Raw genomic sequence first — 14,819 nt, 5'->3', positions numbered from 1 at the left:
TATGGATAAAACGGCGAATGATATCTTTCAAACCAGCAACGAATTAACGTTGGAGCAGCTTAGTTTTTGCCAAAACTCTGTAACAAGTATTCAGCAATGGTCAGGTCAATTAGAAATTCATCATTTAGGTGATTCCGCACGCGCTTTATTCAATGCAATTGTTGAAATTTCTGAGCTAAATTGTAAAGAAACACTGCGTTTTGACTTAATTCAAGCCATTCATCCAATTATTGACAATATCTTAAATAGTCTAGAAAAACACTCATTTAATCAATCGCTTATATCTGATAGTCGTAATACTCAAATTATTGAATTAGCATTATCTCTTAGAATTCATTTATCTAAAATTTATATTGATATCGCACAGCGTAGTAAGCAACAACTACAAGATCAAAGTTTTTCATTTTTCTCTTTCAAATCCAAAAAGAATTTAGAAACAGCTCAAACAGTTGCAACGTACTATGCATTACAACAGCTTGCTTTATTGTTTTATCACCAACAAATGCTGTACAACTCAGCATTAACAGGTCAATGGCTCATTACGCATTCACTTTTAGCCAATGCAATGAAGAATAATTTTAATTTGACCAATATCAACCAAATATTAGGTACAAAACATCAAATTAAAAATATTAATCAGGCCTATGCTCAAATTGTTTTACTTGATATTTTCAATACGCATCAAATACGCCCTGCTGAAATTCAAGGTTTATTTTTATGCAGCTATGAATGGGCAAGGCTTGTTCAAGTCTTACCTAAAGAATCTACACTGTCTCGCTATGTTGTAGACTCAACTAAAGATCACGCACCCATTTTCAATACAGTTCAAGAAACGAATTGCAATACTAATATTTATATTTCAACACAAGCATTGCTTGAATATTTAAATGAAAATCAGGGTAGAAACAACGAAAAATTTTCTGCAAATGAAAAACTATTTTTAACCCCTGCTCTACACTTCCATATTCATAATATTTTAACCAATACAGCCGAACGTCGTTATGAACGTTACGAATATAATGCCCGTATTAAAATTTGTTTTGGATTAAGTGCTGCTCATTTTTATTTATCTAAAGCTAAAAACTTTAATGAAACCTTAGCACTAGGTTCTAACTATCAAATTAAAGGTGCAAGTAACTTTCTAGACCCAAATCATCACACAATCCCAATTAATGAAACCCCTTCTAAAAATATTGATAGAGAATCTAAAAAAATCTATCAAGTTGATGTACTAGATATCAGTGTCACGGGTTACCGTATTCAATGGAATGGCATAACACCTAAAAATTTAAAAACAGGTGAGTTTATTTTAGTTCAAGAAAACTCACGTAGCCCATGGCGTGGTGGTGTTATTCGCTGGATTAAACAATCATCTGAGCAAAGTTTAGAACTTGGTTTAGAAATTCTTGCTCAAGACATTGCACCATGTGCTTGCTACTTACAAGTCGACCGTAACACAGGTCATTACCACCCTGCTCTTATTATGCAGAATACACAATTAGATGAAATATCTACCACATTAATTTTACCTGGAATTGGTTTATTAAAAGATAAGCAATCTATCCAACTTCGTTTGGGCACAGATGAGTTGAAAGTATTTTTAATTAAGCCATTATTAATTACACAAAGTTTCATGCGTTTTAACTTTGAATTACTGAATGAGCAACAAAGACCAATTTTGGATAATTTTATCCATAAACAGTTAAATGAAGTAAAACATCATGATTTATGGGAAACATTGAAGTGAGAAATCCATTATTTTCTAAAAAGCATAAGCGTTCGGAAGCACGTTTACTCATTATCGATGACAATCAGATTCGATTTAATCAAATTTGTGATCAACTAAAAGAAAATGACTTTAGTGTTGTAGCAACGCTTTTAGATGATGTTAAAAACTTTGAAAAACAATTGAATTTTAAATGGGATGTTGTCATTTTTGGTCGTGCTTATGATTTAAAAGTAGATCAAGCAATTGCTCTCATTCGGTCTTCAACACAACCAGATTTACCTCTTTTACTACTCAATCCTGATGATTATGAATATGAACAATATACAAGTTATATTCATAAAGGTTTGTATGATGTTTTAAATATCGACCATCCAGAACGTTTCTATTACGGTCTTATTCGTACTATTGCTTTTAGCCGTTTACAGCAACAGCAAGAAAACCTTATGGATGAACTTGAAACTGCGCAAACTCAAGCACAATCTTTAGTTGAAGACAGCAATAAAGCTTTAGCTATTATTCAAGAAGGTATTCACGTACAAGCTAATCCTGAATATTTAGAACTCTTTGGTTTTAAATCTGAAGATGAAATTATTGGTTTACCATTACTTGATTTACTTAAACCCAAGAATATTGCAGAGTTAAAAACGCGTATTAAAAAAGCATCTCAGGGACAGCTTGATGCAGGTGCATTTAGCTTAGAATCATTAAACACCAATCTTGCGAATAAAAACCCTCTTACCATTGAATTTATAAAAGCAACTGAAGAAGATGCAATTCAAATTACCATTGATATGGAATCTACAGCAGCTAAATCTAATTCTGTAGAAACAGCAGCGCAAAATCCGCATGTATTCCAACAAATTAATCGTACTTTACAAAAGCAACCTGCTGCAAAAAATGCTTTAGTGAGTTTTTCTTTAGCAAATTGCCCTGAACAAATTTTTCTATCAGATTGGCTTACATCTAAAACCTATTTCCAAAATATTCGCGCATTTTTAAAAGAACAAACAAAAGTTCCTTTATTTAAAGTTGATACTTCAGTTTATATCGGGCTATTTCAAGCAGATACCCAAGAAATTTTGGACTCTAAATTAACTTCTCTCAGCACGTTAACTAAACCACAACTTATTGATGTAAATGGCTCATCTTACCCATTAAACTTACGTATGGGTTTTAGCTTACTCAACAGCACAATTAAAGATGAACTTGATTTCGAAAATTACATTGGTCAGGCATTTAGCACTAAACTGCCTATTCCATGTGAAAAGACGACAATCGATTTTGGTTTAGATACAGATTTTTCACCAAATATTGAAATCCCAACAAGCCAACTTGAAAGTCCAGCAATTTCGATTGTACCTGTTGCTACTCAGCCAGTTGAACCTGTATTTATTGCACCACAGCAAGATAATACGCTTAGCCGTCTTGCTGAGTGCTTAAATAAAGGTGAAATTCATCTTAAATATCAACAACTATACGATAAAGAAGATACAAATCTTTATACCTATGAAGTTACCAGTAGCTTTATTGATGGAACAAACTGGAAAAACTGCTGCGATATCTTAGAACTTGCAGATGATCCAGAATTATCTATTAAATTAGATCGTTGGATATTAGTAGAGTCATGCAAACAATTGCATAATTTTAGTACGCAATATCCTACTGCAAAACTAATTATCAATTTAAATAAACACATTTTACTGCAAGATAAGTCATTCCCTGAATTTGTAGCAAAACTAATTACAATTATTGGTAGTTCAGCAGAATATCCACTTATTCTTCAATTTGCCGAAGAAGATATTCATCAGCACATTGATGAGGCACAAAAGAAAATTACGCAATTACGTGCACATGGCGCTCAAGTTTCAATGCGTAATTTTGGTCGCTCAATGTATAGCGAAACGCTATTAAAACAACTCGATATTGATTGTTTAGCATTACATACAGATTTAACACAAATGTTGTCTGATGAAGCGAGCACTCAAGAACTCAATGAGAAATTATTAGCTTTCCAAGAGATTCGTCCATCACTTATGTTATTACGTGAATTAAATGATATGAATTTGTTCGCAAATGCATGGAATGTTGAAGCGCGCTTTATTCAGGGCGATTATTTCCAGAAAAAATTAGATCAGCTTATTGATGTACAAGACCTTTAAGGTCTTGTACATACTTAAAATTATTAATGACTATTTTGTATTAGTTTTAGAAACAAAAAAAACGGGCATAATGCCCGTTTTTTTTGTTTCTGTATTAATCGCGTTTGATAGAACGTGACATACCAGAGAAACGTTGTTTGAACTTGTCGATACGACCGCCAGTGTCAACATTCTTCTGTTTACCAGTATAGAATGGGTGGCAAGCTGAACATACATCTAGGTAAATAGTTTCTTTACCAAGTGCAGAACGAGTCTCGATTACGTTACCACATGAACAAGTAGCAACTAAGTTTTCATATTTTGGGTGAATATCGGCGCGCATCGTCGATTCTCCTAAGATTAAAGAAGGTTTAGCTGTCATCGCAATTGATCACTCTCATCATAAAAATGAGGAAAAGGCGAAGTAATTAAATTACCTCAGCAGATCAACACCACAACAGACCATTCTTTTGGCCCACCGAGACGGATACCGTCAGAGCTAAGCGCAACAAGTGGGCGTTATTATACTTTAAATTTAATATAAAGCGAACTATTCTTTCTCTTTAACTTCTGCTTGTTTAGACCAATAATTTGCAATTACACCACATACCATTAACTGAATTTGGTGAAAAATCATAATAGGTAAAACAATCATTCCTAATGGCTGTCCAATAAATAAAATTTGTGCCATTGGTACGCCACTTGCAAGAGTCTTTTTAGAACCACAAAAGAAAATGGCAATTTGATCTTCTTTATTAAAGCCCATCCATTTTGGAATATATAAAGCTAAAAGCATAATCACGGTCAATAAAACAGAACATGCCAATATAAGCAACATGAGTGTATTAAAACTCACAACTTTCCATAAACCCGCAACGACTGCTCCACTAAATGCACCATACACCACCATCAAAATTGAACCCTGATCAAATGCTTTTACAAGGCTAGGAATTTTTTGCATTTTAGAAAAAACCCAAGGTCTTAAAATTTGACCCAATACAAAAGGAACAAACAGCAATAATGTAATTTGAATAATAGATGCTGTTGGGTCGAAGTCGTGTTTTAACTGACCTAATATAAAAATACTTACAAGAATTGGCGTAATAAACATGCCAATAATATTAGAAAAAGATGCACTACATACGGCACTAGCAACATTGCCTTTTGCTACCGAAGTAAATGCAATAGAAGATTGTACAGTTGATGGCAAAAAGCACATAAACAGAAAGCCCCAATATAATTCTCGACCTAACATGGGTTCAAGAATTGGTTTTGCCATTAAACCTAATATTGGAAATACAGCAAAAGTTAAGGCAAATACAAGTGCATGAAGTTTCCAATGCATAATGCCTTGCACAACTGCTTCACGTGATAATTTTGCACCATGTAGAAAGAATAAAATTGCAATTGCGACTGTCGTTAAAATACCAAAGTAATATGCGGCTTGACCTGAAACAGGCACAATAGATGCCAAGACCACCATGACCATTAATAAAATAGTAAATCGATCTAAAGCCAATAATTTCAACATTACCCTATCCTTGTATTTGTCTACTGACATTAAAAAGCTCAGTATGAAAATTCACCTTCCGATAAACCATCTTACTGAGCTTTTCAATTTTTGCGACCATTTCAAATGAAATGTTCATTATTTTCTTACAATATATTTGTTCTACTTAGTTATTACGTGCATTTAAATCTTGCTGAATTAGCTCAATTTTATAACCATCAGGATCTTCAACAAATGCAATAACCGTAACACCGCCTTTCATTGGGCCAGCTTCACGTACAACTTTACCGCCACGCGCTTTAATGTCTTCACATGCTTTGTATGCATCATCTACCGCAATTGCAATATGACCATAAGCATTACCCAATTCATAACTGTCTGTATCCCAGTTATGAGTTAGTTCTAGCACGGTATTATTTTCTTCATCACCATAGCCAACAAAAGCCAATGTGAAACGACCTTCTTCATAATCACGTTTACGAAGCAAAGTCATACCCAGTACTTCAGTATAGAACGCTAAAGATTGTTCTAAATTGCCTACACGTAACATGGTATGCAGCATTCGCATATTATTCACCTTCTTTTACAGTCAATTTTTGATGATTTTTCAATAAAACTCCAACCCAAACAACTAAAACTAAAATTGGGATACCAATTAAAGTTGTCATTAAGAAGAAGTTAGGATAACCAATATTGGTCACTATAGTACCTGAATAACCACCTAAAATCTTAGGTGTAAGCGTCATTAATGAGCTGAAAATTGCATATTGAACCGCAGTAAAAGACACGCTTGTTAAACTTGATAGAAATGCAATAAATGCAGCACCAGCAAGCCCCGAAGCTAAGTTATCTACAATAATGGCAAAATATAACCAACCCGTACTATACGGCTTAACCACTTTACCTGATATTTCGACGCTTCCATTTGAATTTGAATCAATCGCAGGTATTGGTTGTAAGTCTATATCTAGAGTATTTTTCTGTGCAGATGTATCTACACGATAAGCATGCTGAACTTGAGAAGATTCTTGATCATTTTCCACAAGTGCTGCTGTAATATTTTTAGATGATGAATTCACTAATTTTTTAGCATCAATTGCGGTGCTAAACATGCCATTTTTATCTAGTTTGGCATCAAATTTCTCACCATCTAAACTTACAACAATTTTTTGTTGCTCAGTTAAAGGCTGTCCAAAATACTGCCCACGAATAACCAAACTACCATTTTTTTCTTTTTCAGAAATTGTGTTGTTGCTTGTAATAGGCAGTAATTGCATAACGCTTTGCTGATTGTTTTGTACCAAATACGGTAAATTTACAACCACACTTTCATCAGATTTTGCATAACTTGCTTTTACATCAATCTCTTGGCTTTGCGCTAAAACCTGATTTGGAATATTAGCTTTCCAATAACCAACCTCATCTACCTTCGCTATATATTTTTCTGTGCCTACCTGAATTTGAACATCGTTAAGTTGTTCACCTGACTTCACCAAACCTACAAAAATAAGATTTGTTGCAGATGCTAAAATTGCACCAACAAACATCAGTTTCATGATGTTCATACGTTGTGCTAACAAACCACCTAAAAAGCCACCGACCAAACTGAAAATGACACCATAAATTTTTACTGCTTCAGCAATTTGTTCTTTGGTAAAGTTTAAGTCTTGATAAAAAACGTTAGATATAACACCTGCAATAATGTCGGAAATTCGGTAAAAACCTATAAGTAATAACAAGACTAAAGCAAGTTTCATTCCATAGCGTTTAAAGAAATCAGCAATAGGATTGACCCAAGTTTCAAATGCCATTTGCTTATTTACAGCACCAGCTTTTACCAAAGCTGAACCAACAAATACAGCAACAGCACCTGAAGCTAAAAAGCGTAAAGCTTCAAAACAAAATAATAAAAATGAATCTTTAATTTGGAATTGTGCTTTTAAAAGTTCAGTTAAATTGCCCGAATAGATATAACTTAAAACAAAGCTAATTACGGCAACAAAGAACACAGCAACTAAACGATAATAATCACTGCGCTTATAATCTTTACGAATACGATCTACTTGCGGTTCACGAATACATAATGTGGTAATAATGCCCACGAACATGACCGCAGCCATGATTAAATAGGTAATTTTCCATGCACTATAAATGTAATTACCTTTTGCCGTACCTAATGATGCAGCTAAGAATAATGCGCCCGCACCTGCAACAATCATCCCTATACGGTAACCAGCATTATAGGTAGACGCTAAAACTGTTTGCATTTTGGTTTCAGCAAGTTCAATTCGGTAAGCATCAATGACAATATCTTGCGTAGCCGCAGAAAAACCAAGTAATACAGCACCCACAGCCATTTGGTAAATATAGGCCTGTCCTAAAGATGGATCTGAAAAAGCCATAATACAAATTGCGAGAATAATTAAGCATTGCGCGACCAATAACCATGCTCTACGGCGCCCTAACAGTTTTGTTAAAACAGGAACAGGAAGTTCATCGACCAAAGGCGCCCAAACAAACTTAAAGGAATAACCCAGTGCAGCCCAACTAAAAAATGTAATTGCACTTTTATCTATGCCCGCTTCACCTAACCATAAAGACAAGCTAGAAAAGATTAATAAGATTGGAATACCCGCTGAAAAACCTAAGAACAACATGATTAATGCACGTCGATCTAAAAATGCGGTAAACGCCGATTTCCATCCTGTGGTTTGTGTTGTCATTGCTTTTTTATTTTCTGCAAAATGAGTCATTGCTATTCAAACGCTTAATACAAATAGATTCAACATGAATTATGAAAACATTCTTATTTTTATTGAGAAAAGATTTATGTTTGCTTGAATTTTTTCATTAAACCTGTATATCTTAAACTTCTAATGTTTAATTTTGTTTTGGATCTAAACTGTGCCCAAAAAACTCGATCAAGTGAAAACTGCTGTAGCGACTAACACAACAACCACAACCCAAGAAACAACACAAACTAGCCTTATTTCAGCATTTGATCAGACACAAATTCATCCTACGCTTGCTCAAACTAAGCTTGAAGCGTCACAGCTTACACATACGCCAAATTACGTTAAAATTCCAACATCAACAAAACGCATTAAACCTTTAAATAATTTCTTAGGACAAGACCGTGCACGCGCTTCTGTAGAAGCAGGCATTGCCTTGCCATATTCAGGCTATAACATTTTTGCTGTAGGTACAGCAGGTTTAGGCAAGCGCACAATGGTGAAGCGCTTACTAGAACAACACGCGAAAACCATGCCTACGCCAAATGACTGGGTTTATGTTTATAACTTCCAACATCCTCGTCAACCTATTGCCCTTCAAATGCCTGCAGGACAAGCACCAAAATTTCAAACATTATTACACCAAACTTGGCAAGCTGTTCTAAAACAGCTTGAGCGTCGCTTTACCGCAGAAACGTATCACAATCGTATTGAAATGATTCGTCAGCAAGCAGGTGATGAACAACATTTAGCGCTCATTGAACTAACCAAAGAAGGTGAAGAGTTAGATTTAAAACTCATTTCAACCAATGAAGAACATTGCTTTGTTCCTGTGCATTTAAAATACAATAAAATGCAAGAAATGACGCAAGCAGAAATTAATGCATTAGACAGTAAAGAACGTGCAGAAATTTCAACCAATGTGCGTTATATGAATAAAAAGCTTGAACGCTTAGGCATGCATTTGGGCGATTTAGAAGATCATGCACGTGACAAAGTTCAAGTTCTCAACCGTGATATTGCAAAGCAAGTTGTAGTACCACGCATTGAATCTATTCTAAACAAATTTAAAGATGTCGCTGGTTTAGCCGAATACCTAAAACATTATGCAGAAGACATTATTAATAATGTTGAAATTGTATTAGAACAAGAAGAAGATGATTTTACAGCAGGTTCATTTAGTCGTGTGCCACCGCGCTATCAAGCCAATATTGTCGTTACACACAAACCAAATTCAGGTATGCCTGTTGTGTTTGAAGACTTCCCTACCCATTACAACTTACTGGGTCATGTGGAGCAACTAACTCAAACAGGTACAATTACTACAGATTTCACCTTAATTCGCCCTGGTTCATTGCATAAAGCCAATGGTGGCTTTTTAATGCTTGAAGCCGAGCAATTGCTAGAACAACCTTATGCATGGCAAGGTTTGAAGCGCGCGCTCAAATCAGGACAGCTCAAGCTTTCATCTTTAGAACATATGATTACCCTAACAGGTAGCATTTCTATTGAACCTGCGGCAATTCCTTTAAATATTAAAGTGATTTTACTTGCAGAGCCTGAAATCTATTATGAAATTTTAGAACTTGAACCTGAACTCGGTAGCATTTTCAAAATTCGTGCAGATTTTACAGATACTTTGCAACGCAATGAATTAAACGAACAAGCGTATATGCAGCTTATTGCAGACTATGTTCAATCGGACAAATTACTTCCATTTGACCGTAGTGCACTCGCTGCTTTACTAACAGATTCAAGTCGCCAAGCAGAAGATCAAAGTTCATTGTCATTACATGCGCTCACTTTGGGTGATTTAATTCGAGAAGCACATCATCATGCTGCCAAAGCAGATGACAAAATGGTGACCGAAGCACATATCAATACTGCGCTAGATCACCGTAAATATCGTTTAGGTTATTTACGTGAACTGTATTGGCAAGACCTGTCACGTGGTACACAGCTTATTGAAACACGTGGACATCGTTTAGGACAGATTAATGCCCTTTCTGTAATTCAATATGCAGATGTTGAATTTGGCTTACCCTCTCGCTTAACAGCCTCTGTATATCAAGGTGGCGGAGATATTCTAGACATTGAACGCAGTGTTGAATTAGGCGGATCACTACATGCCAAAGGCGTGTTACTCATGTCGAGCTTCTTAAAAGCACATTTTGGTCGTGAACAAATTCTTCATTTTTCTGCGGCATTGGCATTTGAACAAAGCTATGGTCAAGTTGATGGTGACAGCGCAACCGTTGCTGAGCTATCTGCATTAATTTCTGCAATTAGCCAATTACCAATTGATCAATCTTGGGCAATTACAGGTTCTATGAACCAATTAGGTCAAGTTCAACCTATTGGTGGTGTAAATGCAAAAATTGAAGGCTTCTTCGACGCATGTAAGCTTCAAGGCTTAACAGGCAAACAAGGTGTGATTATTCCACGTCAAAATATGGAACATTTAATGTTGCGTAAAGATGTGATTGAAGCCGTTAAAGAAGGTCAATTCCATATTCATGCCATTGATACCATTGACCAAGCGCTTGAAATACTCATGGCGCGCTCTGTTGGAACACTCGACAAAAAAGGTCGATACACCAAAGGTTCAATTTATGCGGCTGTTATGGAGCAACTTGAATATTGGCAAGCGATAGAAGATGGTGCTGTTCTTGAAGAAGAAAAGCCAAAGAAAAAGAAGAAGAAAAAATCCAAAGCCAATAAAAAGGAAAAGTCGAAAGCTAAAGAGCAAGAAGTTGTAGAACAGACAACTGAAAATTCAGATGAAAAACCTGATGCGAGCTAAGTCTTAGCCGTAAAAAAAGCGCCTTTAGGCGCTTTTTTTATTTTTTAGCAACTGAATTAAGCTTCAGGTGCTGCGCTGTATTGTTCAACTAAGGTTTTTAATTCACCTGTTTGGAACATTTCTAGCATAATGTCGCTACCGCCAATCAATTCACCATTGATCCACAATTGCGGGAATGTAGGCCAATTTGCAATTTGTGGCAAAGTTGTACGAATATCTTGGTTTTCCAAAATATTTACATAAGCAAATGGACGACCAATTTGACTAAGCGCTTCTACCGCACGTGCAGAGAAACCACATTGTGGAAATTGTGGAGTGCCTTTCATGTAAAGAAGAACTGCATGTTTAGCAATTTGGTCACGAATTAACGCTTCGGTATCGCGTGCTTGTTCAGTCATTGATAAATCCTCAATAATTCTGTTTGGCATTATACCCAAATCTACACAAAACAGTATGTCAAAAGCAATAAATCCATTTTTATTTGCAATCGGGCTTTAATTTTCAGGTAGATTTTGCTTATATAGAACATCTTAATGCCTTTGATCTCTCTAGCATTAATATCCAAATTTCCCAATCAACTAACAGATAAGAGTTAGCCATGAATAACGTTACCTTTGCTCCCGTGCAAACTGATCAACCATCACACTTGATGCCTGTATTTGGCCGTCAGCAGATCAGCTTTGTCCGAGGACAAGGTTCTTATCTATATACAGCAGATGGTACGGAATACTTCGATGCACTTACAGGTATTGCTGTTTGTGGTTTAGGGCATTCTCACCCTGCTGTTACAGAAGCAATTGTAGACCAAGCTTCAACTTTAATTCATACAAGTAACTTATTTGAAGTGCCTTGGCAAACGGCTGCTGCGCAAAAACTTGCAAAAGTTGCAGGTATGGAAGAGGTATTCTTCTCAAACAGTGGTGCAGAATCGAATGAAGGTGCAATTAAAATTGCACGTAAATTTGGTCATATGCAAGGTGTTGCTAACCCTAAAATTATTGTAGCCGATCATTCATTCCATGGTCGTACAATGGCAACACTTTCTGCAACGGGCAACAAAAAAGTTCAAGAAGGTTTTGGGCCACTTGTTGAAGGTTTCATTCGTGTTCCATTTGGCGATATTGAAGCCATTGAAGAAGCAGCAATTAATCATCCAGATATTGTTGCAATTTTGGTTGAGCCTATTCAAGGTGAAGGCGGTGTAAATACTGCGCCACAAGGCTTTAGCTACTTAGAAGAAATTCGTCAACTTTGTAACCAACATAACTGGTTAATGATGTTAGATGAAGTTCAAACTGGTAATGGTCGTACAGGTAAATATTTTGCTTACCAACATACCAATATTATTCCTGATGTAATTACAACTGCTAAAGGTTTAGGTAATGGCTTCCCTATTGGCGCGGTAATGACTCAAGGTCGTGGCGTTGGTGTTTTAACTGCGGGCAACCATGGTTCAACTTATAGCGGAACACCACTAGGTTCACGTGTTGTGTATACGGTTATTGATACCATTCAAAAAGAAAACTTAGTTGAAAATGCTGCCAATATGGGTGCTTATATTGTTGATCAATTTAGACAACAACTTGCAGAGCAAAATGTCACTGTTCGTGGTTTTGGTCTCATGATTGGTATTGAACTACCTAAAGCTTGCCCTGAATTGGTTGACGTTGCACGCGATGAATATAAGCTGATTATTAATGTCACTGCTGGCTCTGTTATTCGTTTGCTTCCTGCTTTAAATATTGATAAAGCACAAGCAGACCAACTCGTTGAACGTATTGTTAAAATGGTTAAAGCTTTCCTAGCTTAATTAAGCATTTAAAATACTTAAGATCTAAAAAAGCCGCATTAAGCGGCTTTTTTACGTTTAATAATTCAAGTGAATTATGATGCTTCTTGAAAATTACGACCGCTAGAAAGCTGACTAAAATACTGTTTCAACGCATCTAAACAACGGTGAATTTTCATAGGCTGTTGATCATGTCTGGATGTAATTGCATTTAAAGTGAATGCAGGCAATTTCCATTCAGGCAGCACTTCAACTAAAGCCCCTGTTTTCAGTTCATTTTGCACATCAAGATAAGTTAATCTTGCGATACCATGTCCTTGCAAACACAATGACTTCGCAACCATGACATTATTTGTTGTAAAGCGTGAATCCATATCCAGACTTATCGTTTCAGCAGTAGATATATGCTGGAATGTAAAGTTTTGAGAATTTTTTAATAAACTCACAGGTATTAAGTCATGATTACGAAAATCTTCAGGGCGTGATACTGGAGTAGAATGATTTAAATAACTTGGAGATGCAACTAATACCTGCTCTACCCGAGTTAACGGAAAAACTTGTAAATTAGAATCTTCTGTTTTCAAACTTAAACGAAGCGCAATATCAATACGACCTTCAATCAAATCAATATATTGATTATCAGCTTCAATATGAATTGATAAACCACGATGAGCAGACATCCAATGCGACAATGCTGGAATAACATGATTTGCAGCCAGCTCTGGTGTCGTTGCTAAACGTAACTCCCCTACAAGGTCATCACGTAATTCATTAATTCTAATTTTCCCACGTTCGGCAGCAGCAAGCATTTCTTTACAACTGTGGAAAAAAGCTTGTCCTGTTTCAGTTAAACTCAATTTTCGGGTAGAACGATGCAGAAGCGTAACTTCCATATCATTTTCCAAAGAACGGATTTGTTGACTGACCGCACTCGTAGTAATTCCTAACTCACGAGCTGCGCCACTAAACGAACTTTTTTCAACAACGCACGCGAATACGCCCATTGCACGAAGTTGATCTAACATAAATTTCCCTCTGAAATTACGAGAAGCTTCCACTAAAAAGTAAAAGCAACTCATTGTATTATACGGTGAAATCTATGTTTTGCATTATAAAATTTAATTTATTGGTAAAATTCTCATTGGGTCAATTGGCTTACCATCTAAACGAACCTGAAACTCTAACATTGTGCGAGTTGCACCTGTAGAACCCATTTCCGCAATTTTTTGACCTGCCGTTACGTTTTGACCGCTTTTAACCAACATTTTACTGTTATGTGCATAAGCAGTGATATAACCGTCTATATGCTTAACCAAAACTAAATTTCCGTATTCTTTTAAGCCATCTGCTGCATATACCACTTGACCATTGGCAGCAGCATAAATTGGGTCACCTACATTTCCACCATAACGAATGCCTTTTACATTAGATGCAGCATCGAATTTAGAAATAATTGTACCATTACTTGGTTTCACCCAAATTAAAGTACTAGATGCAGAACTTGCAGTAACTGTTGGTTGTGTAACAGGTGTTACTGGTTTAACAACAGGCTGCTGTGTTGTTGCAGATGGAAGATCAATTTTTTGACGCTGAATTGGTGCAGCTTGAGTCATTGCTTGAGTGTTGGTTGTACGTGGCGCACTACCTTTTTTAAGACGCAATGATTGCCCAACATAAATGCGGTACGGCGCTGCAATATCATTCATATCTGCAACACTGGTATAACTTAGACCATAACGTGCTGCAATACCACTTAATGTATCGCCTGTACGTACTGTGTAATAATTTGGCGCTGCTGCATAACGTGTAGCATTATTTATCTGTGGTTTAGAAGCACAACCACTTAACACCACTGTCGAAATCACAGCTGTAGAGATTACGATCGTTTTCAATAGTTTAAATGGCATAGCTAGTCCACGATAATTTGACACCAAAGTCATTCATCTTCCCCACTAATTTTTAAATTAATTCCGTGCATTAACACTAAGAGTAGCAAAAAAAATACATTAAAATTCGAGATTAAGTATTTTTTCACAAAGTTATAACATTCAGGCACATAAATCGTTCACATTTTAGTTATATGCAAAAAATGAAAGAAATAAAATGAAATTCAATTGC

At 36.0% G+C, this 14,819-nt stretch carries 11 protein-coding genes; 4 read left to right on the top strand and 7 right to left on the bottom strand.

Features of this window, described 5'->3' with window-relative positions:
* The first annotated feature begins 1 nt into the window (after position 1).
* Together MZO21_RS05230 and MZO21_RS05225 are read left to right on the top strand one after the other, a co-directional pair.
* Positions 2-1,747 carry a GTPase gene (locus MZO21_RS05230; protein WP_248101833.1) on the top strand — a complete coding sequence of 582 codons (1,746 nt, stop codon included), beginning with the start codon at positions 2-4 and terminating at the stop codon, positions 1,745-1,747.
* The gene (locus MZO21_RS05225; protein WP_248101836.1) at positions 1,729-3,888 is read left to right on the top strand and encodes an EAL domain-containing protein; all 2,160 of its coding nucleotides are present in this window, start codon (positions 1,729-1,731) and stop codon (positions 3,886-3,888) included. Before MZO21_RS05230 ends, MZO21_RS05225 begins: the two co-directional genes overlap by 19 nt.
* 94 nt (positions 3,889-3,982) lie before the next feature.
* On the opposite strand, the gene rpmE is transcribed toward MZO21_RS05225, so the two are convergent.
* From rpmE to MZO21_RS05205, 4 genes are all read right to left on the bottom strand, one after another.
* Entirely contained in the window at positions 3,983-4,210 is a 228-nt protein-coding gene (rpmE, locus tag MZO21_RS05220; RefSeq protein ID WP_154773209.1) for a 50S ribosomal protein L31, read from the bottom strand.
* Positions 4,211-4,417: 207 nt separating this feature from the next.
* Positions 4,418-5,398: a bile acid:sodium symporter family protein gene (locus tag MZO21_RS05215; RefSeq protein WP_248101839.1), complete on the bottom strand. Its 981-nt coding sequence runs from the start codon at positions 5,396-5,398 to the stop codon at positions 4,418-4,420.
* 145 nt (positions 5,399-5,543) lie between these two features.
* A complete protein-coding gene (gene gloA / locus MZO21_RS05210) occupies positions 5,544-5,945 on the bottom strand; it encodes a lactoylglutathione lyase (protein ID WP_154773207.1) in 402 nt (133 codons plus the stop codon).
* 1 nt (position 5,946) lies between these two features.
* The gene (locus tag MZO21_RS05205) at positions 5,947-8,100 is read right to left on the bottom strand and encodes an AmpG family muropeptide MFS transporter (RefSeq protein WP_248101884.1); all 2,154 of its coding nucleotides are present in this window, start codon (positions 8,098-8,100) and stop codon (positions 5,947-5,949) included.
* A 181-nt stretch (positions 8,101-8,281) separates the two neighbouring features.
* Between MZO21_RS05205 and MZO21_RS05200 the strand changes: the two genes are divergently transcribed.
* On the top strand, positions 8,282-10,912 hold the full coding sequence (locus tag MZO21_RS05200) for a Lon protease family protein (RefSeq protein WP_248101842.1): 2,631 nt from the start codon (positions 8,282-8,284) through the stop codon (positions 10,910-10,912).
* Between the two features lie 56 nt (positions 10,913-10,968).
* Here MZO21_RS05200 and grxD read toward each other — a convergent pair whose 3' ends face one another.
* Entirely contained in the window at positions 10,969-11,310 is a 342-nt protein-coding gene (gene grxD / locus MZO21_RS05195; RefSeq protein ID WP_154773206.1) for a Grx4 family monothiol glutaredoxin, read from the bottom strand.
* 200 nt (positions 11,311-11,510) lie between these two features.
* Between grxD and MZO21_RS05190 the strand changes: the two genes are divergently transcribed.
* Positions 11,511-12,722 carry an aspartate aminotransferase family protein gene (locus MZO21_RS05190; protein WP_248101845.1) on the top strand — a complete coding sequence of 404 codons (1,212 nt, stop codon included), beginning with the start codon at positions 11,511-11,513 and terminating at the stop codon, positions 12,720-12,722.
* A 74-nt stretch (positions 12,723-12,796) separates the two neighbouring features.
* On the opposite strand, the gene MZO21_RS05185 is transcribed toward MZO21_RS05190, so the two are convergent.
* Positions 12,797-13,726, bottom strand: a complete 930-nt coding sequence (locus MZO21_RS05185; protein ID WP_154773204.1) for a LysR family transcriptional regulator — start codon at positions 13,724-13,726, stop codon at positions 12,797-12,799.
* Positions 13,727-13,819: 93 nt separating this feature from the next.
* The gene (locus MZO21_RS05180; protein ID WP_248101847.1) at positions 13,820-14,641 is read right to left on the bottom strand and encodes a peptidoglycan DD-metalloendopeptidase family protein; all 822 of its coding nucleotides are present in this window, start codon (positions 14,639-14,641) and stop codon (positions 13,820-13,822) included.
* Positions 14,642-14,819 lie beyond the last annotated feature (178 nt).

The organism is Acinetobacter portensis (genome assembly GCF_023158935.1).
Classification (GTDB): domain Bacteria; phylum Pseudomonadota; class Gammaproteobacteria; order Pseudomonadales; family Moraxellaceae; genus Acinetobacter; species Acinetobacter faecalis.
Note: the sequence above shows the minus strand (reverse complement) of the source record. Positions and strands in the feature narration are given on the sequence as shown.

Excerpts from the sequence above, each read along its gene's own strand:
- MZO21_RS05185 (WP_154773204.1), bottom strand. The coding sequence starts at position 13,726 with ATGTTAGATCAACTTCGTGCAATGGGCGTATTCGCGTGCGTTGTTGAA.
- grxD (WP_154773206.1), bottom strand. The coding sequence starts at position 11,310 with ATGACTGAACAAGCACGCGATACCGAAGCGTTAATTCGTGACCAAATT.
- MZO21_RS05190 (WP_248101845.1), top strand. The coding sequence starts at position 11,511 with ATGAATAACGTTACCTTTGCTCCCGTGCAAACTGATCAACCATCACAC.
- MZO21_RS05215 (WP_248101839.1), bottom strand. The coding sequence starts at position 5,398 with ATGTTGAAATTATTGGCTTTAGATCGATTTACTATTTTATTAATGGTC.
- MZO21_RS05225 (WP_248101836.1), top strand. The coding sequence starts at position 1,729 with ATGGGAAACATTGAAGTGAGAAATCCATTATTTTCTAAAAAGCATAAG.
- gloA (WP_154773207.1), bottom strand. The coding sequence starts at position 5,945 with ATGCGAATGCTGCATACCATGTTACGTGTAGGCAATTTAGAACAATCT.
- MZO21_RS05180 (WP_248101847.1), bottom strand. The coding sequence starts at position 14,641 with ATGACTTTGGTGTCAAATTATCGTGGACTAGCTATGCCATTTAAACTA.
- MZO21_RS05205 (WP_248101884.1), bottom strand. The coding sequence starts at position 8,100 with ATGACAACACAAACCACAGGATGGAAATCGGCGTTTACCGCATTTTTA.
- rpmE (WP_154773209.1), bottom strand. The coding sequence starts at position 4,210 with ATGCGCGCCGATATTCACCCAAAATATGAAAACTTAGTTGCTACTTGT.
- MZO21_RS05230 (WP_248101833.1), top strand. The coding sequence starts at position 2 with ATGGATAAAACGGCGAATGATATCTTTCAAACCAGCAACGAATTAACG.